Origin of the sequence: Pseudomonas sp. Cab53, from assembly GCF_018325965.1 — a bacterium.
Classification (GTDB): Bacteria; Pseudomonadota; Gammaproteobacteria; order Pseudomonadales; family Pseudomonadaceae; genus Aquipseudomonas; species Aquipseudomonas chlororaphis_E.
In genome coordinates, this window is sequence record NZ_AP021902.1 from 1471205 (window position 1) to 1492718 (window position 21514).

21 protein-coding genes are annotated in these 21514 nt (G+C 63.7%); 12 read left to right on the plus strand and 9 right to left on the minus strand.

The window, feature by feature from the left end; genetic code table 11:
* Positions 1-5 precede the first annotated feature (5 nt).
* Genes KI241_RS06425 through KI241_RS06435 form a run of 3 tightly spaced genes read right to left on the minus strand, consistent with a single transcriptional unit; the run spans position 6 to position 2575 of the window.
* Entirely contained in the window at positions 6-1055 is a 1050-nt protein-coding gene (locus KI241_RS06425; RefSeq protein ID WP_042730867.1) for an alkene reductase, read from the minus strand.
* Positions 1056-1087: 32 nt separating this feature from the next.
* Complete coding sequence (locus KI241_RS06430; protein ID WP_042730868.1) at positions 1088-2254, minus strand: MFS transporter; 1167 nt, start codon at positions 2252-2254, stop codon at positions 1088-1090.
* Between the two features lie 18 nt (positions 2255-2272).
* Positions 2273-2575: a metalloregulator ArsR/SmtB family transcription factor gene (locus KI241_RS06435; RefSeq protein ID WP_042730869.1), complete on the minus strand. Its 303-nt coding sequence runs from the start codon at positions 2573-2575 to the stop codon at positions 2273-2275.
* 165 nt (positions 2576-2740) lie between these two features.
* Between KI241_RS06435 and KI241_RS06440 the strand changes: the two genes are divergently transcribed.
* A complete protein-coding gene (locus KI241_RS06440) occupies positions 2741-3325 on the plus strand; it encodes an ACP phosphodiesterase (protein WP_042730870.1) in 585 nt (194 codons plus the stop codon).
* 114 nt (positions 3326-3439) lie between these two features.
* On the opposite strand, the gene KI241_RS06445 is transcribed toward KI241_RS06440, so the two are convergent.
* Entirely contained in the window at positions 3440-4231 is a 792-nt protein-coding gene (locus KI241_RS06445; protein ID WP_042730871.1) for a lysophospholipid acyltransferase family protein, read from the minus strand.
* A complete protein-coding gene (gene olsB / locus KI241_RS06450; RefSeq protein ID WP_003198679.1) occupies positions 4231-4986 on the minus strand; it encodes an L-ornithine N(alpha)-acyltransferase in 756 nt (251 codons plus the stop codon). The genes KI241_RS06445 and olsB overlap by 1 nt, the downstream gene beginning before the upstream one ends.
* 147 nt (positions 4987-5133) lie before the next feature.
* Here olsB and KI241_RS06455 point away from each other — a divergent pair, with 147 nt between their 5' ends.
* From KI241_RS06455 to KI241_RS06475, 5 genes are all read left to right on the plus strand, one after another.
* Entirely contained in the window at positions 5134-6018 is an 885-nt protein-coding gene (locus KI241_RS06455; RefSeq protein ID WP_212803476.1) for an acyl-CoA dehydrogenase, read from the plus strand.
* A gap of 236 nt (positions 6019-6254) precedes the next feature.
* Positions 6255-7349 (plus strand): serine hydrolase, encoded by a 1095-nt coding sequence (locus tag KI241_RS06460; protein ID WP_212803477.1) that lies wholly within the window; start codon positions 6255-6257, stop codon positions 7347-7349.
* Positions 7346-7657, plus strand: a complete 312-nt coding sequence (locus KI241_RS06465) for a hypothetical protein (protein ID WP_047738494.1) — start codon at positions 7346-7348, stop codon at positions 7655-7657. The genes KI241_RS06460 and KI241_RS06465 overlap by 4 nt, the downstream gene beginning before the upstream one ends.
* A 234-nt stretch (positions 7658-7891) precedes the next feature.
* The gene (locus tag KI241_RS06470; RefSeq protein WP_042731085.1) at positions 7892-8482 is read left to right on the plus strand and encodes a YceI family protein; all 591 of its coding nucleotides are present in this window, start codon (positions 7892-7894) and stop codon (positions 8480-8482) included.
* A gap of 1 nt (position 8483) precedes the next feature.
* Entirely contained in the window at positions 8484-9641 is a 1158-nt protein-coding gene (locus tag KI241_RS06475) for a phosphatidylserine/phosphatidylglycerophosphate/cardiolipin synthase family protein (protein WP_047738495.1), read from the plus strand.
* Between the two features lie 132 nt (positions 9642-9773).
* On the opposite strand, the gene bglX is transcribed toward KI241_RS06475, so the two are convergent.
* On the minus strand, positions 9774-12065 hold the full coding sequence (bglX, locus tag KI241_RS06480) for a beta-glucosidase BglX (protein ID WP_042731083.1): 2292 nt from the start codon (positions 12063-12065) through the stop codon (positions 9774-9776).
* Between the two features lie 247 nt (positions 12066-12312).
* Here bglX and KI241_RS06485 point away from each other — a divergent pair, with 247 nt between their 5' ends.
* From KI241_RS06485 to KI241_RS06505, 5 genes are all read left to right on the plus strand, one after another.
* A complete protein-coding gene (locus KI241_RS06485; protein WP_042731082.1) occupies positions 12313-12921 on the plus strand; it encodes a LemA family protein in 609 nt (202 codons plus the stop codon).
* 28 nt (positions 12922-12949) lie between these two features.
* Positions 12950-13720, plus strand: coding sequence for a TPM domain-containing protein (locus KI241_RS06490; RefSeq protein ID WP_212803478.1), 771 nt, complete (start codon positions 12950-12952; stop codon positions 13718-13720).
* Between the two features lie 28 nt (positions 13721-13748).
* Positions 13749-14366, plus strand: a complete 618-nt coding sequence (locus KI241_RS06495; RefSeq protein ID WP_042731080.1) for a TPM domain-containing protein — start codon at positions 13749-13751, stop codon at positions 14364-14366.
* A gap of 243 nt (positions 14367-14609) precedes the next feature.
* Positions 14610-15824 carry an SAM-dependent methyltransferase gene (locus tag KI241_RS06500; RefSeq protein ID WP_047738497.1) on the plus strand — a complete coding sequence of 405 codons (1215 nt, stop codon included), beginning with the start codon at positions 14610-14612 and terminating at the stop codon, positions 15822-15824.
* A 202-nt stretch (positions 15825-16026) separates the two neighbouring features.
* Positions 16027-16608 (plus strand): DJ-1/PfpI family protein, encoded by a 582-nt coding sequence (locus tag KI241_RS06505; RefSeq protein ID WP_212803479.1) that lies wholly within the window; start codon positions 16027-16029, stop codon positions 16606-16608.
* Between the two features lie 47 nt (positions 16609-16655).
* Here the strand turns inward: KI241_RS06505 and KI241_RS06510 are convergent, their stop codons facing one another.
* Positions 16656-17675: a DUF4917 family protein gene (locus KI241_RS06510; RefSeq protein WP_212803480.1), complete on the minus strand. Its 1020-nt coding sequence runs from the start codon at positions 17673-17675 to the stop codon at positions 16656-16658.
* A 140-nt stretch (positions 17676-17815) separates the two neighbouring features.
* On the opposite strand from KI241_RS06510, the gene yiaY reads away from it, so the two are divergent.
* On the plus strand, positions 17816-18964 hold the full coding sequence (gene yiaY, locus KI241_RS06515) for an L-threonine dehydrogenase (protein WP_212803481.1): 1149 nt from the start codon (positions 17816-17818) through the stop codon (positions 18962-18964).
* On the opposite strand, the gene KI241_RS06520 is transcribed toward yiaY, so the two are convergent.
* Together KI241_RS06520 and KI241_RS06525 are read right to left on the minus strand one after the other, a co-directional pair.
* Complete coding sequence (locus tag KI241_RS06520; protein ID WP_042731459.1) at positions 18961-20124, minus strand: MFS transporter; 1164 nt, start codon at positions 20122-20124, stop codon at positions 18961-18963. The two genes, yiaY and KI241_RS06520, sit on opposite strands and share 4 nt — an antisense overlap.
* A gap of 13 nt (positions 20125-20137) precedes the next feature.
* Positions 20138-21373 carry an aminotransferase class I/II-fold pyridoxal phosphate-dependent enzyme gene (locus KI241_RS06525; RefSeq protein ID WP_042731458.1) on the minus strand — a complete coding sequence of 412 codons (1236 nt, stop codon included), beginning with the start codon at positions 21371-21373 and terminating at the stop codon, positions 20138-20140.
* Between the last annotated feature and the right edge of the window lie 141 nt (positions 21374-21514).

Genomic DNA, 21514 nt, shown 5'->3' on the forward strand with positions numbered 1-21514 from the left:
TGAACTTACATCACAGGGTAATCAATGTAGCCCACCGGGCCTTTTCCGTAGAAGGTTTCAGGGTGCGGCTCGTTCAGCGGGGCGTCGGCTTTCAAGCGTGCCGGCAGGTCCGGGTTGGCAATGAACGGGACCCCAAACGCGACCGCATCGGCCTTGCCTTCGGCCAGCCAGGCATTGGCGCTGTCCTTGGTGAAGCGTTCGTTGGCAATGTAGGGGCCGCCGAAGGCTTGCTTGAGTTGCGGGCCGATGCTGTCGTCGCCTTCCTTCTCGCGGGAGCAGATGAAGGCGATGCCGCGCTTGCCCAACTCGCGAGCGACGTAGCTGAAGGTTTCCAGGCGGTTTTCGTCGCCCATGTCATGGGAGTCGGCCCGAGGTGCCAGGTGCACGCCAACCCGTCCGGCGCCCCAGACTTCGATGGCGGCATCGGTCACTTCCAGCAGCAGGCGGGCACGGTTTTCCAGGGAGCCGCCGTATTGGTCGGTGCGCTGGTTGGTGCTGCTTTGCAGGAACTGGTCGAGCAGGTAGCCGTTGGCACCATGGATTTCCACACCGTCGAAACCGGCGGCCTTGGCGTTCTCGGCACCCACGCGGTAGGCGTCGACGATGTCGGCGATCTCAGCGGTTTCCAGGGCGCGTGGCGTCGGGTAGTCCGCCAGTGGGCGCACCAGGCTCACATGGCCCTTGGGTTGGATGGCGCTGGGGGCTACCGGGGTTTCGCCGTTCAGGTACGACGGGTGGGAGATCCGGCCGACGTGCCACAGTTGCAGGAAGATCTTGCCGCCGGCGCCGTGGATGGCCTTGGTCACGTTGGCCCAGCCACGCACCTGGTCGTTGGACCAGATGCCGGGAGTGTCCGGGTAACCCACGCCCATCGGCGTGACGGAGGTCGCTTCGCTGAGGATCAGGCCGGCGGAGGCCCGTTGTACGTAGTACTCGGCCATCAGTGCATTGGGGACGCGGCCTGCGTCGGCGCGGCAGCGGGTGAGCGGGGCCATGATGATGCGGTTCTTCAGCTCGATGTCGCCGAGTTTGATAGGGTCGAAAATAGTTGCCATGGATTACAACCTCGAAATGGAAAGGGTAAAAGTCAACGCGTTGCCGGAGCCAGGTCGGGGTTAGCGCCCTGGCGGAAAGTGATCAGGGTGACCAGCAGCGCCAGCACGGCGAGCGCGCCGGCGGCCAGTGGAACGGTGGTCAGGCCCAGGCCGTGGTCGATGACGCTGCCGCCAACCCAGGCGCCCAGGGCGTTGCCGATGTTGAAGGCGCCGATGTTCAGGGTGGAAACCAGGTTCGGCGCGGCCTTGCCGAAGGTCACCACATTGACTTGCAAGGCGGGCACGGCGGCGAAGCAGGCGGTGGCCCAGAGGAACAGCGTGATCTCGGTGGGGATCAGCGCGACGCTGGTCCAGCTCAGCACCGTCGACACCACGGCCATGGTGATGAAGACGCCCATCAGTGTGTTCACCAGGCTCTTGTCCGCCAGCTTGCCGCCGATGATGTTGCCCAGGGTCAGGCCCAGGCCGATCAGCACCAGGGTCCAGGTCACGCCACGGGGCGATACGCCGGTGACCTCTCCCAGCAGCGGCGCGACGTAGGTGAACAGGGTGAACACCGAGGCGGAAAACAACGCGGTCATGCTCAGGGACAACCACAGGCCGGCTCCCTTGAGGGCGACCAGTTCCGAGCGCATGTCGAGCTTTTCTTCATCGCGCTTGGCCGGCAGGAAACGCACCAGGCCGATCAATGCCACCACACCGATGGCGGTCACCGCCCAGAACGTCGAACGCCAGCCGGCTTCCTGGCCCAGCGCGGTGCCCAGGGGCACGCCCAGCACGTTGGCCAGGGTCAGGCCGGTGAACATCAACGCGACGGCCGAGGCGCGTTTGTTGGGCGCCACCAGGCCGGCGGCCACCACCGAGCCGATGCCGAAGAACGCGCCGTGGCACAGGGCAGTGATGACCCGGGCGAACATCAGCACGTTGTAGTCGCTGGCGATGGCGCAGAGCAGGTTGCCGATGATGAAAATGCCCATTAGCGCCACGAGGGCGGCCTTGCGTGGCAGCCGTGCGGTGGCGAGGGCCATGAACGGCGCACCAATGGCCACGCCCAGGGCGTAGCCGGTCACCAGCCAGCCGGCGCCAGGTATCGAGACACCCAGGTCGGCCGCCACATCGGGCAGCAGGCCCATGATGACGAACTCGGTGGTGCCGATGGCGAAGGCACTCAGGGCCAGGATGAGGAGCGAGAGGGGCATGTCGGGGTCCTTGTCAGGTCAGAGCTCTTGGCTCATTTGCTGGAGGAACTGCTGGATCAGTTCCTCGTTGCGCTTGAAGAAATGCCACTGACCGACCTTCTGGCTGGTAATCAGCCCCGCCCGTTGCAACACCGCCAGGTGCGCCGACACCGTGGACTGCGAGAGGCCGCAGCGCTGGTCGATCTGGCCGGCGCAGATACCGAATTCGTGGTTGTGCAACTGCTCGGGGAACTGGACCTTGGGGTCTTTTAGCCAGTTGAGGATGTCTCGCCGTACTGGGTGCGCCAGGGCTTTTATTATTTCGTCGAGGTCGAGGGTCATGGTGGCGGTTCGTAATGGGCTCAAGTGGATAAAACGCTATATCGCGATGAAGCGAACCTTAAATCGTTGCTTCGCGATATACCAATATGTATTTGTTCTGAAGACCGAATAAATCGCTATATCGGGTTATAACGATATGGGCGCGACGGTGCTAAGCTGCCGACCATGAACTATCTCGCACACCTGCACCTCGGCGGCTCGGGCCGCGAACAACTGCTCGGCAGCCTCTACGGCGACTTCGTCAAGGGACCGCTGCAGGGCCAGTACACGCCGCAGATCGAAGCGGCCATTGCGCTGCACCGGCGCATCGACATGTACACCGACCGCCATCCGCTGGTGGATGGCGCCCTGTCGCGTTTTTCCACGGTGCGCCGACGCTATGCCGGCATCGTGCTCGACGTGTTCTTCGATCACTGCCTGGCCCGGGACTGGGCGTCGTACGGCGAGGGGCCGCTGGGGGCGTTCACGTCACGGGTGTACCAGGTGCTTTCTACCGAACCGCAGTTGCCGGGGCGGCTGGCGCAGATTGCGCCACACATGGCGGCGAATGATTGGCTGGGTTCTTATCAGGCGTTCGACGTACTCGAGCAGGTACTGCGCGGTATTTCCCGACGCCTGACCCGCCCCGAGGAACTGGCCGGGGCGATGGAGGAGCTGACCAGGCTCTATGAGCCGTTGAGCGAGGATTTCCGGTTGTTTTATCCACAGCTTCAGGACTTTGCCCAGAGCCAGGTCACACCGAATAACTAAATGTGGGAGCGGGCTTGCTCGCGAAGGCGGTGGATCAGTCAACCTCTGTGTTGAGTGTACTGCCGTCTTCGCGAGCAAGCCCGCTCCCACATGGGATCTGTACAGCGATTCGGATCAGGCCGCGATGGCGGGGCGCATTGGCACTGACTGCTTTTCGGGCACGGCGCCGAACAACGCCTTGTGCACCGCTTGCTGCGCCTGGAACGCCAGGGCCGCACGCTCCTGGCCGTGGCAGGCGATGGGTTGCAGCAGATGGATGTGCACGTCGCCCCGGTCGTTGGCGAACAACCGCATCAGGTGCGACAACAGGTCGTCGTCGCCAATGAACGGCGCCAGCGAATCAGGCTCGCCATTGCGCAGGTAACGGATCGCCACCGGCTGCAACGCCACGTCCGCATCGATGGCCGCCGACAGCAAGCGACCATGGAAGGTGCGCAACGAACGGCCATCGGTGGTGGTGCCCTCCGGAAACATCAGCAGCGGGTGGTCCTGTTCCAGATGACGGCTCATTTGCTTGCGGATCAACTGGCTGTCGCCCGAGCCGCGACGGATGAACAGGCTACCGGCCTTGGCGGCCAGCCATCCGGCGACCGGCCAGGTACGCACTTCGGCCTTGGACAGGAACGACAGCGGCGTGAGCATGCCCAGCAGCGGGATGTCGGTCCAGGACACGTGGTTGCTGACCCAAAGCATCGGCCGTTGCGGCAGTTGACCGTGGACGGTGACGGAAAAGGGCAGGGCATTGCTCAGCCGTGCCATGAAAAAACGCGACCAACGCTGGCGCCGCACCATGGAGTTGGCAATCCCCAGGCGTTCGAACAGGCCGAAAATGCTCGCCATGCAAAGGCCCAGTGTCACCACCAGCAACACCCGCGCGATCCGCGCGTACACGCGCAACCGGCTCATCACACGGCTGCCTTGAAGTGGCGGGCGTAGCGCGGGCAGAGTTCGTCGCGCTTGAGCAGGATGAACACGTCGGCCACTTGGAAATCCTCGTCCCAGCAAGGCTCGCCGCAGATTTTCGCACCCAGGCGCATGTAGGCCTTCAGCAGCGGGGGCATCTCGGCGATGACGTTGGACGGCACGTCGAGGGTCGGCAGCGGTTTTTTTGGTACGGCCTGCAAGTGTTCGGTGCACAGGTAGCGTTCGCGCAGGCGCTGCATGATTGCCTGGGCCTGGATGCCGCCATCTTGCATCGGAATGCTCGCGCAGCCCATCAGGTAGCTGTAGCCGCCTTCGTTCAAAACTTCGGCCAGCTCCCCCCAGAGCACGGCGATGGTGCCGCCGTTGCGGTAGGCCGGGTCGACGCAGGTGCGGCCGATTTCCAGGATCGGGCCCTTGAGGTGGACCAGGCCATGGAGACTGAATTCTTCTTCGCTGTAGAACCGGCCCAGGCTGCTGGCGGCCTGGTGGTCGAGCAGGCGGGTGGTCGCCACGAGGCGGCCGGTGTTCAGGTCGCGTACGCCGATGTGGGCGCAGTGAACATCATAGTCGTCCATGTCCAGACCCATTTCCGCGCCTTTGAGCTTGGCGTTGAATTCGCCACTGAAGACGTTGAAGCGCAGGGCCTGGGCTTCTTGCAAGGCCTGGGCGCCGATCAGGCGTTCGGCTTGCAGGCGGCGTTCATTGCCGGTGTCGCTGATGCGGGCGATCTGGGTCATAGCGAATCTCCGTGCTGGCCGTCTTAAGGTTGCAGCCAATCAACTTTCTTTATGCAGCCATGTTGTGCAAAGTCAGGCTATGTAGCCCCGGTGTCATCGCCATGAAGCTTTGGTGATGCTTATATGACAGCCTTCGAGGAGCCGCCCATGCCCTGGCAAAACCTGATCGAACGCAGTGAACGCCTGCCCGCCCACCCGGACCTGGCCGAGGGTTACGCGACCTTGCAGCAGCGATTGGGGCCGGTGACGCCGTTCGAACTGGCGGTGGCCGGCGCACGGTTGATGGCGACGCCGGGGCTGGCGTTCCTGGTGGGCTATCAGGCGGCGTTGCGCGTGCTCTGGCCCAGTGCGCCCCAGGGCCTGGGCGCGCTGTGTGCCACCGAGCAGCGCAGCCTGCGCCCGGCCGACCTGCACACCCGCCTCGACGACTTGCGCCTGAGCGGGCGCAAGGACTTCGTCACCGCCGGCGACGCCGCCGAGTGGCTGCTCATCGCCGCTCGCAGCGAAGCACCGGGGCAAACGCCGCGGCTGAGCCTGGCGGTGGTCTACCCCGGCGAGCCCGGGGTGAACCTGGAGACACTCCCGGCCATCGCCCTGATGCCCGACATCAGCCATGGCCGCGTACACCTCGACGGCGCCTCGTGTGAATTGCTCGCGGGCGATGGCTGGGATGCCTATGTGAAACCGTTCCGCACCCTGGAAGACCTTTACGTACTCAGCGCCATGACCGCCTGGCTGTATGGCGTGGGGCAAGAGTGCGACTGGCCCCAGGCGCTGCAACTGCGCTTGCTGGCACTGCTCGCCGGGTGCGCGGAAGTGAGCCGGCACAACCCTTCCAGCGCTGCCGGGCATGTACTGCTGGGTGGCTTGTTCGCTCAGTTCCAGGGGCTGGAGGGGGAATTGAATGCCGCACTGGCCGCCGGGCCGACGCCCTGGCGCGAGATGTGGACGCGGGATAACGCCGTGATGGACATGGCGGCGGGCGCGCGGGCCAAGCGGTTGGCCAAGGCGTTGGGCAGCACGGCTAAGTGACCCACCCCTGTGAGGGCGAGCAAGCTCCCACCCGGGATTTGGCGTGTACGCCGCCTTTGCATGCACCACCTGACTCTGTGGGAGCGGGCTTGCCCGCGAAGACGGCGGCACATTCAGCCTCTTCATGACAGACACGCCGCTTTCGCGACCAAGCTCGCTCCCACCTCCCACCCCGGCACTCAAACTGTCATCAAGCTCGATTAGGATCAGCAGGTTCAATCCTGCGAGCCCCACGCATGTCCAAAGGCTGGTTGCTGATCCCGCTCCTGCTGCTCACCCTGAGCGCCCACGCCGAAGACTGGCCTGGCGAGCAATGGCCCACCGGCCCTGCAACCAGTGGGCCGGCGGTTGAAGCCCTGGAGCAATACGCTTTCCCGGCTCGGGACGACGCCACCCGCCAAGGCATCCGTACCGACGCGCTGCTGGTGATCCGCGACGGTCGCCTGGTCTACGAACGTTACGCCGGGCCGAACAGCGCCGACACCTTGCACCTGACCTGGTCCATCAGCAAAAGCCTGCTGGCGACGCTGTTCGGCGTGGCCTACGGGGAGCGGTTGTTCGATCTGCAGGACCCGGCCGCCCGGTATTACCCGGCCCTGGACCAGCAGCCGACGATGACCCTGGCGGATCTGTTCCACTGGGCGTCCGGCCTGGACTGGCAGGAGGACTACGAATACGCGCCGCTCAATTCGTCGGTGGTGGCGATGCTGTACACCCGCGGACGCCACGACATGGCGGCGTTCACCGCACGGCATGAGCGCTACAGCCCACCGGGTCAGGCGTTCCGTTACTCCAGCGGCGACAGCAACCTGCTGGCGGCGGCGCTGAGGAACATCGTCGGGCCGCAGCGTTATCCCGATTACCCCTGGACGGCCCTGTTCGAACCGCTGGGCATTCGCCGCGCCACTTGGGAAAGCGATACCAGTGGCACGTTCGTCGGTTCGTCCTATGCCTACCTCACGGCACGGGACCTGGCGCGGGTGGGGCTGTTGATGCAGCGCGACGGACGCTGGGGTGAGCGGCAACTGATCCCCAAGGCCTGGGTCGCGTTCAACCGCGAGCCCTTCGTCCACTTCCAGGCCGGCCAGGATGAAGCGGTTCCCGGAGGCCATTGGTGGCTCAATCGCGCCGCCGACCCGGCCATCCATCCTTGGCCCGATGCGCCGCCGGATACGTTCGCCGCGCTGGGCCATTGGGGCCAGGCGTTGTACGTCATTCCCAGCGTGAAGTTGGTAATCGTGCGCTACGGCGACGACCGCGACGGCTTGTATCGCCACAACGAACTGCTCAAGCGTGCGATGGCGGCGTTCGCCGAAACGGTGCAGCCATGAAGCGGCGCTGGCTGCTCGTGCTGTTGGCGGTTCTGTTCGTGGCGCTGGCCAGTTGGCTCTGGCGCGAGCGAACGGCGCTGCGGGTCTTTCCGGACATCATCAGCGCCTACACCGCCAAGGAGTACTGCTCGTGCCGCTACGTGATGCTGCAACCGGCCGACTATTGCCGTGGCTATGTGAAACAGTCGGTGCCCATCAGCGCATTCCTGGAAACCCCCGAGGCCAAACGCGTCACCGTCAGCGGCTTGGGTCGTAGCCACAGCGCGCGGTGGCTGGGAGAGCGGCAGGGGTGTCGGTTGGAGCCCTGAAAGCTGACTTTGGCGATTGCCTTTTGTGGCGAGGGAACTTGCTTGCGCTCGAGTGTGCAGCGCTCGCAAATTCTTCAGTCGGTCGTAATCTTGGGGCTGCCTCGCAGCCCAGCGGGAGCAAGCTCCCTCGCCACGGAATGTGTGGATAGCCGGTTCACTGTTGCAACAGACAGTTTGCAAGCGGCCCTGGCCCGGTTAAGGTTCGCCACAGGTTTATCTGTCTGCCGAGTGTGTATGTTCAAGCGGTCTCTCTCCCACGCCGTCGCTACCTTGCTACTGGCCTGCGCCGCGCTGCCGGCCCAGGCCAACTGGTACCTGGACGGTGAATCGTCGCGGCTGTCGTTCATCAGCAGCAAGAACGGCAATGTCTCCGAGGTCCAGCGGTTCCTGGTGCTTCATGGTCAAGTCCAGCCCAATGGGCTGGCGCGCCTGGAAGTGGAACTCGACTCCATCAACAGCGGCATCCCCCTGCGGGACGAGCGCATGCGCGCCGAGCTGTTCGAGGTCAAGCAGTTTGCCGAAGCGACGGCCACCGCGCAGATCGACCTGGCACCCATCCAGGACCTGGCCAACGGCGCGCAACTGGAACTGCGCCTGCCGCTGACGGTGGACTTGCATGGCAAGCAGCATGAGTACAACGTCGAGCTGCTGGCCACTCGCCTGGATGAACGCCGCTTCCAGGTGGTGACCCTGGAGCCGGTGGTACTCGACGCCGCGGATTTCGAACTGGCGCCGGGCCTGGAAAAACTGCGCCATCTGGCCGGGTTGTCGGCCATCAGCCTCTCGGTGCCGGTCAATGCGGTGCTGATCTTTACGGCGCGCTGACATGAGCGGCCCGGTCTTCCCCTGGCGTGACGGCAACCGCTTCGAGCTGCTGATCGACGGGCCGCAATTCTTCCCGCGCATGCTGGTGGAAATCGCCCGCGCCCAGGAACAGGTCGAGCTGGAACTGTACCTGGTGGAAGCGGGGCACTGTGCCGAGGCGATGGTCCAGGCCCTGGTGCAGGCGGCCGAGCGCGGTGTTCGCGTGCGGTGCCTGTTCGACGACTACGGCAGCCTGGCGTTTACCCTCAGCCTGCGCAATCGCCTGGTCGAAGCCGGGGTGGAGCTGCGTTTCTACAACCGCCTGAGCTGGCGGCGTTGGGTGCGCAATTTCTACCGTGACCACCGCAAGTTGTTGCTGGTGGACCAGCGCTTGGCAGTGGTGGGCGGCACCGGCGTGACCGATGAATTCTGGAACCCCCTGGATGATCGCAGCGAATGGCACGAGGTGATGGTGGAAATCGTCGGCCCGCTGGTGCTCGACTGGCAGTTGCTGTTTGACCGCCAGTGGCTCGCCAACCGTCATCGGCGCGCCTGGAAGCCGGCTTCCAACTTCGGCTTGCCGCGCCTGCCACGTGTTCCGCCGGCGGGCGAGGGCATGGGGCGGGTGGCGTATGCCGACGCCCGCCAGCACCGCGACATCCTGCAATCATTGTCCCGGGCGCTGAACAGCGGCCAGAAACGCATCTGGATGGCGACCCCGTATTTCCTGCCGACGTGGAACGTCCGGCGCTCCCTGCGCAAGGCAGCGGCCCGGGGTATCGACGTGCGCCTGCTGTTGACCGGCCCGCGCACCGACCACCCCTCCGTGCGCTACGCCGGGCACCGTTACTACCCGCGATTGCTCAAGGCCGGGGTGAAGATCTTTGAGTACCAGCCCTGTTTCCTGCACCTGAAGATGGTGCTGGTGGACGACTGGGTCAGCATCGGCTCGTGTAACTTCGATCACTGGAACCTGCGCTTCAACCTGGAAGCCAACCTCGAAGCCCTGGACCCCGGGCTCAGCCAGGCGGTGGCGGCGAGTTTCGAGCGCGATTTCAGCCAGAGCCTGCAAGTCAGCCTCGACGCCTGGCGGCGCCGACCGCTGTGGAAGCGGTTCAAGCAGCGGCTGTGGGGATGGGTGGACCGGTTGGTGGTGAACCTGTTGGATCGGCGAGGCTAGCCTGAACACCCAGATACAACGGTGGGAACGAGCTTGCTCGCGATGGCGGTCTGATGTTCGACATCTGAGTTGAATGTTAAGCCGCTATCGCGAGCAAGCTCGCTCCCACATGGGTTTTGTGTTGCCTGGGGATCAGAGCAACTCAAAACTCTGTTGCTTCACATCCTGGGAGTCCAGGCCGATCTGCACATTGAACTTGCCCGGTTCGGCGGCGTACTTGAGCTGGGCATTGAAGAACTTCAGGTCATCCTCGCTGATGGTGAAGTGGACGACCTTCTTCTCGCCGGCCTTGAGCATCACCTTGCGGAAGTTCTTCAGTTCCTTCACCGGGCGGATGATCGAGCCCGTCACGTCCTGGATGTACAACTGCACCACGGTCTCGCCGTCACGCTTGCCGGTGTTCTCCACCGTCACGCTGGCGTCGAGCTTGCCGGTCTTGTTCAGCGTGGTCGACGACAGGGCCATGTCCGACAGGCTGAACTCGGTGTAGCTCAGGCCGTAGCCGAAGGGGTAGAGCGGGCCGGTGGTGTCGTCGAAGTATTGCGAGGTGTAGTTGCCTGGCTTGCCGGGTGTGAACGGCCGGCCGATGCTCAGGTGGTTGTAGTAGGTCGGAATCTGCCCAACCGAACGTGGGAAAGTGATCGGCAGCTTGCCCGATGGGTTGTAGTCGCCAAACAGCACGTCGGCGATGGCATTGCCGCCCTCGGTGCCGCTGAACCAGGTTTCCAGGATCGCATCGGCCTGTTGCTGTTCTTCCAGCAACGACAGCGGACGGCCGTTCATCAACACCAGCACCAGCGGCTTGCCGGTGGCTTTCAGGGCCTTGATCAACTCGCGTTGGCTGGCCGGGATGTTCAGTTCGGTGCGGCTTGAGGACTCGTGGGACATGCCACGGGATTCACCCACCGCGGCCACCACCACATCGGCGTCCTTGGCGGCTTTCACCGCTTCGTCGATCAGCACCTGGGCCGGACGCGGGTCGTCCACCACTTCCGGGGCATCGAAGTTGAGGAAGTTCAGGTAGTCGAGCACCTTCTTGTCGCTGGTGATGTTGGCGCCACGGGCGTAGACCAGTTTCGACTCGGCGCCCAGGGCGCGGGTCATGCCGTCGAACAGCGTGACCGACTGCGCAGGGCGCCCGGCGGCGGCCCAACTGCCCATCATGTCGATCGGTGCCTTGGCCAGCGGGCCGACCAAGGCGATTTTCGCGCTCTTTTTCAGGGGCAGGGTCTGGTTGCGGTTCTCCAGCAACACCAGGCTGCGGCGTGCCACGTCACGGGCGTCGGCGCGGTGCAGGCGGCTTTCGGCGTAGGTGTCGGCCGGGTCATCCTCGGCCTTGCCGATGCGCAGGTACGGGTCCTTGAACAGGCCCATGTCGTACTTGGCAGCCAGCACTTCACGCACCGCGTTGTCGATGTCGCTCTGCTCGATCTCGCCGGACTTGAGCAGCCCCGGCAATTCCTTGCCATACAGCGAGTCGTTCATGCTCATGTCGATGCCGGCCTTGATCGCCAGCTTCGCCGCTTCGCGACCGTCCCGGGCGACGCCGTGCTTGATCAGTTCGAAGATCGCGCCGTGATCGCTCACGGCCAGGCCCTTGAAGCCCCACTCCTTGCGCAGCAGGTCGTGCATCAGCCAGGTGTTGGCCGTGGCCGGTATGCCGTTGATGGAGTTCAGCGCGACCATTACCCCGCCGGCGCCGGCATCGATGGCGGCGCGGTAGGGGGGCAGGTAGTCCTGGTACATTTTCACCGGGCTCATGTCCACGGTGTTGTAGTCCCGGCCGCCTTCCACGGCGCCGTACAGGGCGAAGTGCTTGACGCTGGCCATGATGCTGTCGGCGGCGTTGGCGCCGTTGCCCTGGAACGCCTTGACCATCACCCCGGCGATGCGCGACACCAGGTAGGTGTCTTCGCCAAAGCCTTCGGACGTCCGCCCCCAGCGCGGGTCGCGGGAGATGTCGACCATCGGCGCGAAGGTGATGTCCAGGCTGTCGGCAGCGGCTTCCTGGGCGGCGATGCGCCCGGAGTGGTAGATGGCGTCCATGTCCCAGCTCGACGCCAGGGCCAGGGGGATCGGGAAAATGGTGCGGTGGCCGTGGATCACGTCATAGGCGAAGAACATCGGGATCTTCAACCGGCTGCGCATGGCCGCGTCCTGCATCGGACGGTTTTCATCGCGGGTGATGGAGTTGAACGTGCCGCCGATGTTCCCCGCGGCGATTTCCTTGCGGATCATCTCCCGGGGCATTTCCGGGCCGATGCTAATCAGCCGCAACTGGCCGATCTTCTCTTCGAGGGTCATCTGCTTCATCAGGTTGCTGATGAAGGCATCCTTGTTCTCTATGGGGGCTGGCAGGTTGTCGGCTACTACGGATTGACTGGCCAGGGTGACAAACAGGCCCAGCAAACACAGCTTCTTCATGAATAGTTTTCTCGCAAGCCTAAAGGGCGGTGAGCACACGCCGGTCAGCCAAAATGTGAGGAGCGGCTATTGTTGTTCGGTCAAATACAGCACACTTTCGAGCCCGGTGGGCTGAACTTAGTTTCGCACCGCGCATCTTTTAGCCCATCGCCCTGATTGAATCCAGTGCGGCGGCAGATTATGCCCTAGACGCCGAGGCGATAGGTGGCCGCGTTTTTTAATGTCATGCAAGGGAGAGCTTCACCCGATGAATCTACGACTGAACCACCGCAGCGGCTTACAGGTGCTGGTGCTGATGCTGTTCACCACGCTGCTGGCCGGTTGCGGCATCAACAACATCCCGACCCTGGACGAACAGGCCAAGGCCGCCTGGGGCCAGGTGCAGAACCAGTACCAGCGGCGTGCCGACCTGATCCCCAACCTGGTGGAAACCGTCAAGGGCTACGCCCAGCATGAACAGGAAACCCTCACCGCCGTGGTCGAGGCCCGGGCCAAGGCCACGTCGATCCAGGTCGATGCCAGCACCCTGGACAACCCGGAAAAACTCAAGCAGTTCCAGCAGGCACAGGATCAACTGTCCGGGGCATTGAGCCGGCTGATGGTGGTGTCCGAACGTTATCCGGACCTCAAGGCCAACCAGAACTTCCTGGCCCTGCAATCGCAACTCGAAGGCACCGAGAACCGCATCGCCGTGGCCCGTCGCGACTTCATCCTGGCGGTGCAGCAGTACAACACCGAGATCCGTACCTTCCCGGGACGCCTGTGGCACAGCGTGATGTACAGCGACCTGCCGGTCCGCCAGACCTTCGAGGCCACCAGCCCCGATGCCGAGAAAGCGCCCCAGGTGAAGTTCTGATCGGTACCCGGCGCCTACAGGAGTTCCAATGCGCGTGTTGAAATTTGGCCTGGTGCTGTTGCTCTGGGTGTTTGCAGTCACGGCCCAGGCCGAGTTGAAGTTTCCGGCGCTGACCGGGCGGGTGGTGGACACCGCCCAGTTGCTTGAGCCGGCGGTGCGCGAGCAACTGGATGCGCAGCTCAAGTCCCATGAGCAGGCGACCGGCGAGCAGGTGGTCGTCGTCACGGTGCCAGACCTGCAAGGCGCCAGGATCGAGGACTTCGGCTATCTGCTCGGGCGCCACTGGGGCATCGGGCAGAAGGATAAAAACAACGGCGCCCTGCTGATCGTCGCCCGGGATGACCGTAAACTGCGCATCGAGGTGGGCTACGGCCTGGAGGACCGCCTGACCGACGCCCAGAGTTCGGTGATCATCAACCAGGTGATCACCCCGGCGTTCAAGACCGGCAACTTCAACAAGGGCATCAGCGACGGCGTGTCGGCGATGCTGGTGGTGCTGGGCGGCAGCCCGCTGGATGAACCGGCGCCGGTGTACAGCACGGACGAGCAGCAGGAGGGCGATTTCGTCCAGCGGCACCCGTGGCTGTTGGTCCTGCTGGTGATGCTGTTTATCATCACCGTGATGGTGTGCCAGGTGCTGGGCATCCTGCCCGTAAGCATCGGCAGCTCCAGCGGTTCCAGTAGCAGTGGTTCCAGTGGTGGTTTTGGCGGCGGTGACTCCAGCGACGGAGGGGGCGGCGGAGGCTTCAGCGGGGGCGGTGGCAGTTTTGGAGGCGGCGGTTCGTCGGGCGGCTGGTGACAATAATAATGAACGGGCATTTCTAACCATGGCATTACTGACTGAACACGAACAACGCAAGGTGGCCGAGGCCATTGCCCGGGTCGAGCAGGACACCGACGCCGAGCTGGTCACGGTGCTCGCCGCCCGTGCCGACGACTATGCCTACATCCCGCTGCTGTGGGCCAGCCTGCTGGCCCTGGTGGTGCCCGGCGTGGTGCATTACCTCACGGGCTGGCTGGCGATGCACAGTTTGCTGCTGGTGCAATGGCTCAGCTTCATCGGCTTGTGCCTGGTGTTTCGCATTCCCCGCATCACCACGCACCTGATCCCCCGTTCCGTACGGCATTGGCGCGCCTCCAACCTGGCGCGCCGGCAGTTCCTCGAACAGAACCTGCACCACACGGTGGGCGGCACGGGCATGTTGATCTTCGTCTGCGAGGCCGAGCGCTACGTGGAAATCCTGGTGGACGAGGGCATTTCCAAGCGCCTCGACAACAAGCATTGGGACGCCATCGTCGCCACGTTCACCCAGCAGGTGCGCCAGGGCCAGACGTTGCAGGGCTTCGTGAACTGCATCGAAGCCTGCGGCACCTTGCTCAAGGAACACGTGCCGGTGACCCAGGCGCGCAATGAATTGCCGAACCGGTTGGTGGTGTTGGGCTGAAGATCTGCTGTCGAACATCGTTGTGGCGAGGGGATTTATCCCCGCTGGGGGCGAAGCCCCCCAAAGAGCCGACGGCTGGAACGCCAAGCGATCTGGTCGCCTGTTTTTTTGAGGGCTGCTGCGCAGCCCAACGGGGATAAATCCCCTCGCCACATTAATTTCCCAATTCCCCGTGCCCTCGAACCCCATCCCCCCTAAAATACCCACCACTCCCGTTTCGCCCCGCCCCGAGGCCGCTTGTTCATGTCCGTTACCGCCACCCCCGCCCGTCCCGCGCCGGATCATCACGCCCAGTTCATCGAGCTGTTGCGCACCAGCCTTGCGCAAAACGCTTTCATCAAACTGGTACTGGCCAAGCATGTCGGGGATGAAGCGGACCTCCAGCGGTTGATCATCAAGCCGCTGACGGTCAAGGAGCAGCCGTGCCTGTCCTTCGTCTACCGCTACAAGACCCGCGACATCACCAAGAACTTCCCGTTGGCCGAAGGGGTGGACACCGTTGCTGCGCTCTTGCCGGCGTCGTTCAAGAACGCGCACCTGCTGGCGGTCACCGACGAGGCGCAGCTGGAATACAGCAAGAAGGGCAAGCCTTCGCTGTTCAGGAGCAAGCCCCAGCAGTTGCGTGAGGTGCCGTCCGGCGAGCACAACCGCGAGAAGAACCGCTTCCTCGACCTGAGCCGGCCGTTCCTTGCCGACCTGGGTGTGACCAACCACAAGCACGAGCTGATCCCAGCGATGTCGCGCAAGTGGAAGCAGATCAACAAGTTCATCGAGGTGTTCAGCCATGCGCTGACGTCTTCGCCCCTGGCCCTGGACAAGCCGGTGCGGGTCTCGGATTTCGGCTCGGGCAAGGGCTACCTCACCTTCGCCATCCACGATTACCTGCGCAACACCTTGCAGGCCGAGGGCGTGGTCACCGGTGTCGAGCTGCGCGAAGACATGGTCAAGCTGTGCAACGAAGCGGCGGCGCGCCTGGAGCATCCGGGCCTGAGCTTCCAGCACGGTGACGTGCGCAGCGTCGCGCCGAGCGCGGTGGACGTGATGATCGCCTTGCACGCCTGTGACATCGCCACCGACTACGCGATCCACATGGGCATTCGCTCCGGCGCCTCGATCATCATGTGCTCGCCGTGCTGCCACAAACAGATCCGCCTGCAGATCCAGAGCCCAGCCTTGCTCAAGCCCATGCTGCAATACGGCCTGCACCTGGGCCAGCAGGCGGAAATGGTCACCGACAGCCTGCGGGCGCTGTTCCTCGAAGCCTGTGGCTATGAAACCAAGGTGTTCGAGTTCATCTCCCTGGAACACACCAACAAGAACAAGATGATCCTGGCGGTCAAGCGCGCCGAACCCATCGATACGACCGAACTGCTGCGCAAGATCCAGGAACTCAAGGCGTTCTATCACGTCACCGAGCATTGCCTGGAGACCCTGCTGCGCGCGGATGGACACCTCTGACGCCGCCCCTGTGGGAGCGAGCTTGCTCGCGAAAGCGGTACATCAGCCCCATTGCCGTGGGCTGACTACTCCGCCATCGCGAGCAGGCCTGTTTCTCTCTCGTCGTGCAGCCCGTCCGGTAATGCCGGGTTGGCGCTGCACGGCCGGGCCACCGGGCTACCTTTAATGCGTTCACCCTTCTCGCATACAAAGGAGCTCAACCATGGCCGCCAAGAAAATCCTGATGCTGGTCGGCGATTACGTCGAAGACTATGAAGTGATGGTGCCGTTCCAGGCCTTGCAGATGGTCGGCCATACCGTGCACGCGGTGTGCCCGGACAAGAACGCCGGGCAGACGGTGCGCACGGCGATCCACGATTTCGAAGGTGACCAGACCTATAGCGAAAAGCCTGGGCACCTGTTTGCCCTCAACCAAGACTTCGCCACTGTCGCCGCCGCCGACTACGACGCATTGCTGATCCCGGGCGGGCGTGCGCCGGAATACCTGCGCCTGAATGAAACGGTGCTGCAACTGGTGCGGGATTTCGATCTGGCCGGCAAGCCGATCGCGGCGGTTTGCCACGGCGCGCAATTACTGGCGGCCGCCGGCATCCTCGAAGGTCGCGAATGCAGTGCTTACCCGGCCTGCGCCCCGGAAGTGCGGCTGGCCGGAGGCACCTACATCGACATTCCGGTGACTCAAGGCCATGTCCAGGGCAACCTGGCGACCGCTCCGGCCTGGCCGGCACATCCGAACTGGCTGGCGGGGTTCCTGACCTTGCTGGGCACGGCGATCACGTTATAGCCATGTCGCCAGGCATCGCCAGCGTCTAGGCCACGATGGGGGGGCGGTCAAACCTCCACCGGCACCGCCAGCTTCGGATCGCCCAGGGGATGACTCTTGGCGTCGAAGAACCGCAGCTCCACCGCCAATCCCTGGAACACGTTGGCGTAATGGCGTTTCTGGTGCTGGATGAATGCCTGGCTGCGCGGGTAGATCGAGATCGCCACGACCTTGGGGGCCGCCAGGCGAAGGGCGTCGACGATGTGCCGGTCCTGCTCGCCGAGGGCATGGCCGAACAGGCACAGGTTGTCGCCGTGATGCAGCAACTGGTCGTAGCAGAATGACAGGTAGTCGGAGCTGCGGATGGTCTTGAGCTTGTCCTGGCTCGGGCCTTCATTGACGAACAGCGGCACATCGTCGAGGGTCTTGAGGGTGTTGTTGATGGCGAAGCTGCCCAGCAACGTGCCTTCGGTGGAGCTCAACCTGCGCGCCATGCCGTCCTGGTTGCGCACCAGGTGCAGGCCGCCGTGCAGGTACAGCATGCGCGGTTTGTCAGTGCTCACCTGGCTCAGATCGAAATGGTGATCGCTGCCCGTGAACAGGTCGGTGAGGGTGCCCGGCGCGTGCTGGATCGCCCAGTGATTGAGCAGGTCGTAGTTGGTGGTGAACACCGTGCGGTAGTGGCTCAACGCCTGATTGAGCGTCGCCAACATGGAAGGCTGCACCAGTCGCCACGGGATGTGCACCGCGTGCACGGTATTGATCAGCGCTTCCTTGATCGCATAGTAGCGGTTGCGCGGGGCGGCGGAGCTGACGGCCAGGGCCTTGTTGACCCGGCTGGTGGTCTTGAGCGCGCCGAGCACCTGCTCGAAGCTGCGCGTCTGCATCGCATCGAACACACTCAACTCCGACGGGCTCAGGGGCTTTTCCTCGACGGTGCGGGCGTTTTCGAACAGTGAGTCGTAGCCGAAATCGTCCCACACCGCGCGACTGGCACCATTGCCCAACAGCAGGCCGCTGAAGTCGGTGCTGGCCTGCAGGGCCGCCCAATCTTCAAGCCGGGCGTCGTATTCGTGGAAATCGGTCATCGCGAAGCTCATCCAAAACGTGGCAAAGGCAGGGCGCGACTTTATCACGACAAACTCTTGAGCCAGATCAAGGAACGCCGTGACTGATCGGTCAATCCTGTATACCCCTACCGATCCGGTCTCTTCCAGGAGCGTGTCCCATGAGCAGCACCTTTTTCATTCCAGCCGTGAACATCATGGGCCTGGGTTGCCTCGACGAGGCGATGACCGCCATTCGCAACTACGGTTTTCGCAAGGCCTTGATCGTCACCGACGCTGGGTTGGCGAAGGCCGGCGTGGCCGGCAAGGTGGCTGAGCTGCTGGCAGTCCAGGACGTCGATGCGGTGATTTTCGACGGCGCCAAGCCCAATCCAAGCATTGCCAACGTCGAGCTTGGGCTGGGGCTGCTGAAGGAGAGCGGGTGCGACTTCGTCGTGTCGCTCGGCGGAGGTTCGCCCCACGATTGCGCCAAGGGCATTGCCCTTTGCGCCACCAACGGCGGGCACATCCGTGACTATGAAGGCGTGGACCGTTCCAGCAAGTCGCAACTGCCACTGATCGCCATCAACACCACCGCCGGCACGGCCAGCGAGATGACCCGCTTCTGCATCATCACCGACGAGACGCGCCACGTGAAAATGGCGATCGTCGATCGCAACGTGACGCCATTGATGTCGGTGAACGACCCGGCGCTGATGGTCGCGATGCCCAAGGGCCTGACGGCGGCCACCGGCATGGATGCGCTGACCCATGCGGTCGAGGCGTATGTGTCCACCGCTGCCACGCCGATCACCGATGCCTGTGCCCTGAAAGCCGTCACCCTGATCAGCAACAACCTGCGCCTGGCCGTGCGCGACGGCAGCGATCTGGCGGCGCGGGAGAACATGGCCTACGCACAGTTTCTCGCCGGGATGGCGTTCAACAACGCTTCGCTGGGTTTCGTGCACGCCATGGCCCACCAACTGGGTGGCTTCTACGACTTGCCTCACGGGGTGTGCAACGCGGTGCTGTTGCCGCATGTGCAGAGCTTCAATGCCACGGTGTGCGCCGCTCGCCTGGCTGAGGTGGGGCGGGCCATGGGCGTCGACGCGCCGAGGGCCACCCCGGAAGAGGGCGCACAGGCCGCCATCGCGGCGATCCGCAGCCTGGCCCAGGACGTGGACATCCCCGCCGGCTTGCGTGAATTGGGCGTACGCCTCAATGACGTACCGGTCCTGGCCTCCAATGCGCTGAAAGACGCCTGCGGCCTGACCAACCCCCGAGCGGCGGACCAGCGCCAGATCGAGGAAATCTTCCGCAGCGCGTTCTAATCGCCCTGGGGCGGCCTGGACCTCACGCAGGCCATCGCCGCCACACCCAGCAAGGCGCACATCGTCGCCAGTGGCCAGGCCTGTTGGCTCAGCAACAGGCTGGCCACGGCACCGATCACCGAAGCCAGCAGTTGATGCAGGAAACCGCTCAACGCCATGGCATAGGCACCGGCCACCGGCGAGCCTTGGTTGGCCAGGGACAGGCTGATGGGGTAGTTGACCGACTGGCCGAACACCGCAAAGCAATAGGGCAGCCAGAACAGCAAGGCGACGTGGCTCAGCGCCAGGCTGCTGACCAACATGATCGTGCTGCCGGCCAACACCAGGGCAATGCCCCAGCCCATCATCCGCTGCTGGCCGGTACGCAGCACGAAAGCATTGACCGTCAGCGCTCCGAGCAGGTACGCCGCGCTGATCGGCCACCCCAGCAGCCCGTATTCGATGGGCGACCAGTCAAAGCCTTCCTGCAGAATCAATGGCGCTGCGGTATTGAAGGCAATGATCACGCCGTAACCCAGCCCGCCGGCCAATGCCGGTCGCAAAAAGTGACGGTGCCTGAGTATCCGGGCGTAGATTCGCCAGGCCGATGGGCTGTCCTGGCTCGGCGCCACCACCGGAAACCTGGCCCGGGAGACCGCCGCCGCCATGACCAGGCTGGTGGCGCCCACCCCTTGGAAAATCGCCTCCCAACCCAGTGCAGCCTGGATCAACGAGCCCAGGTATTGACCGATGCCGAGGGCCACCACGAAGGCGATGGATATCCATGAAAGGGCCTTGGCCAGCAGGTCACCGCTGAAACTGTCGCGAATCAGCACCCGTGCCATCACCGAGATACCGCTGGCGCCGATGCCCTGGATCAGCCTCATCGCCAGGAATGCCTCGGCGTTGCTGCCCATCGGCAAGGCCAGGTTGCTCAGGCCGTAGAGCCCCAATGCCGCCAGCAACACCACCTTGCGCCCCAGCCGCTGGCTCAGGCTCCCCCACCACAGCATCGGCAGGGCCATGCCGATCAGGTACGCCGCCAGGCCCCAGGACACCCGGGAGGCGTCGGTTCCCAGGGCCTGGGCGATGTCAGGCAGGGCCGGCAAATAGATGCTCATGCCCAGTTGTGCCAGGAACACGGTCGTGCAGGTGACGATCAGGGTGGTGCGGTTGTTCATCAGGAGGCTCGTTTCATGGGCGGATGTCGCGTCCGTGGGCAGCCAGCAGTTGGGTGATGCCTTGGCAGAATTCGCTGATCACCTTTGGCTCCATATCGGCGCGCAGGGTAATACGGATCGCAGCCTTGCCTTGGGGCACCACCGGGAAAAAGACCGCCGAGGTGAAGTACCCTCGTTCGGCCAGTTCGGTCGCCAGGCTGTTCGCCAGGGTGGTTTCACCGCAAGGCACCAGTCGGATCGCCATGGGGCTGCCGTGCTGTTCGGTACGAACGAGGCGGTCGAAGAGGCGGATATTAGCCTGCAAACGCTCCTGCAAGCTGCCGAGCTCGCGGCTGTGGTGCAGGCGAATCGAAGCCATGCCGGCACCGATGGCTGCCGCGTTCAAGCTCTGGGACCAGTTGCTTGGCCCACCGTAGCGTTGCACCAGCGCCTTGTGCCGTTCGCTGCCGAACATCGCCAGCCCACCGCTGGCCCCGAAGGATTTCGCCAGCGAAGCGACGATCAGGGTGCGCTCGTCCAAGGCGGGCAGGCGCGAGCGGACCAGGCCCATGCCGCGCTCCCCGACGGCCGACAGCGCATGAGAATCGTCCAGGTAGAGAAACAGACCGTACCGTTGCTTGAGGTACATCAGGCTGTCCAGGTCCGCGAGGCCGCCCATGCTGTAGGCACCGTCGGCCACGTACGCCACGTTGCGCTGGCGCTTGCACACGTCCTCGATGAAGTCCATGTCGTTGTGCGCACAGGTGAGCACCTGGGTTTCATCGGCGCAAGCCGCCTTGATGTGATTCATCGAATAATGGGCCAGCTTGTCGAACACCATGACGGGCGATCGATTGTCCGAGAAGGCACCGCTGGCCAGCAGCGGCAGGATCCCGGCACTCGCCGCGCTGCACGACAGCGCACTGAGGCAACTGGCGCCGAACAGCTCCGACAATTGGGTCTCGTACTGCGCAAGGATCGCCAGCTTGCAGCGGTTCCTGGAGTTGGCGACTCGCAAGGTCCCGGTTTCCCACAGGGCGGTCATGGCGCCATCCAGCAAGGCCGGGTGGTAATCCAGCCCCAGGTAGGACGTGGTGCAGAAGTGATGGAGGGTACGGCCATATTGGTCGACCAGGACATTGGGCGTCTTGACCTCGACATTGAGCCCTGAGATTTTTCCGGCTTCAGCGCATTGCCAATCCTGATCCGCGAGGGAAATGACTTTACGGTAGTGGGTGAAGCGATGGGTGGGGTGTGCAGTCTGGTTCATGGTTCGATCACATTCCTTGATTCACGACGCTGTCCGTGGCGTGTTTCGTCGCCGTGTTTCCAGACTTTACAGCGCAGGGCCATAGGCTTTGAATCGGTCGTTTCCGGCATGTTTGAGTGTTACTGGAGACTTCTGCGTAGG

What these genes read in the sequence shown, in the direction of transcription:
- KI241_RS06425 (WP_042730867.1), bottom strand. Translation starts at nt 1,055, where the DNA reads ATGGCAACTATTTTCGACCCTATCAAACTCGGCGACATCGAGCTGAAG.
- KI241_RS06430 (WP_042730868.1), bottom strand. Translation starts at nt 2,254, where the DNA reads ATGCCCCTCTCGCTCCTCATCCTGGCCCTGAGTGCCTTCGCCATCGGC.
- KI241_RS06435 (WP_042730869.1), bottom strand. Translation starts at nt 2,575, where the DNA reads ATGACCCTCGACCTCGACGAAATAATAAAAGCCCTGGCGCACCCAGTA.
- KI241_RS06440 (WP_042730870.1), top strand. Translation starts at nt 2,741, where the DNA reads ATGAACTATCTCGCACACCTGCACCTCGGCGGCTCGGGCCGCGAACAA.
- KI241_RS06445 (WP_042730871.1), bottom strand. Translation starts at nt 4,231, where the DNA reads ATGAGCCGGTTGCGCGTGTACGCGCGGATCGCGCGGGTGTTGCTGGTG.
- olsB (WP_003198679.1), bottom strand. Translation starts at nt 4,986, where the DNA reads ATGACCCAGATCGCCCGCATCAGCGACACCGGCAATGAACGCCGCCTG.
- KI241_RS06455 (WP_212803476.1), top strand. Translation starts at nt 5,134, where the DNA reads ATGCCCTGGCAAAACCTGATCGAACGCAGTGAACGCCTGCCCGCCCAC.
- KI241_RS06460 (WP_212803477.1), top strand. Translation starts at nt 6,255, where the DNA reads ATGTCCAAAGGCTGGTTGCTGATCCCGCTCCTGCTGCTCACCCTGAGC.
- KI241_RS06465 (WP_047738494.1), top strand. Translation starts at nt 7,346, where the DNA reads ATGAAGCGGCGCTGGCTGCTCGTGCTGTTGGCGGTTCTGTTCGTGGCG.
- KI241_RS06470 (WP_042731085.1), top strand. Translation starts at nt 7,892, where the DNA reads ATGTTCAAGCGGTCTCTCTCCCACGCCGTCGCTACCTTGCTACTGGCC.
- KI241_RS06475 (WP_047738495.1), top strand. Translation starts at nt 8,484, where the DNA reads ATGAGCGGCCCGGTCTTCCCCTGGCGTGACGGCAACCGCTTCGAGCTG.
- bglX (WP_042731083.1), bottom strand. Translation starts at nt 12,065, where the DNA reads ATGAAGAAGCTGTGTTTGCTGGGCCTGTTTGTCACCCTGGCCAGTCAA.
- KI241_RS06485 (WP_042731082.1), top strand. Translation starts at nt 12,313, where the DNA reads ATGAATCTACGACTGAACCACCGCAGCGGCTTACAGGTGCTGGTGCTG.
- KI241_RS06490 (WP_212803478.1), top strand. Translation starts at nt 12,950, where the DNA reads ATGCGCGTGTTGAAATTTGGCCTGGTGCTGTTGCTCTGGGTGTTTGCA.
- KI241_RS06495 (WP_042731080.1), top strand. Translation starts at nt 13,749, where the DNA reads ATGGCATTACTGACTGAACACGAACAACGCAAGGTGGCCGAGGCCATT.
- KI241_RS06500 (WP_047738497.1), top strand. Translation starts at nt 14,610, where the DNA reads ATGTCCGTTACCGCCACCCCCGCCCGTCCCGCGCCGGATCATCACGCC.
- KI241_RS06505 (WP_212803479.1), top strand. Translation starts at nt 16,027, where the DNA reads ATGGCCGCCAAGAAAATCCTGATGCTGGTCGGCGATTACGTCGAAGAC.
- KI241_RS06510 (WP_212803480.1), bottom strand. Translation starts at nt 17,675, where the DNA reads ATGACCGATTTCCACGAATACGACGCCCGGCTTGAAGATTGGGCGGCC.
- yiaY (WP_212803481.1), top strand. Translation starts at nt 17,816, where the DNA reads ATGAGCAGCACCTTTTTCATTCCAGCCGTGAACATCATGGGCCTGGGT.
- KI241_RS06520 (WP_042731459.1), bottom strand. Translation starts at nt 20,124, where the DNA reads ATGAACAACCGCACCACCCTGATCGTCACCTGCACGACCGTGTTCCTG.
- KI241_RS06525 (WP_042731458.1), bottom strand. Translation starts at nt 21,373, where the DNA reads ATGAACCAGACTGCACACCCCACCCATCGCTTCACCCACTACCGTAAA.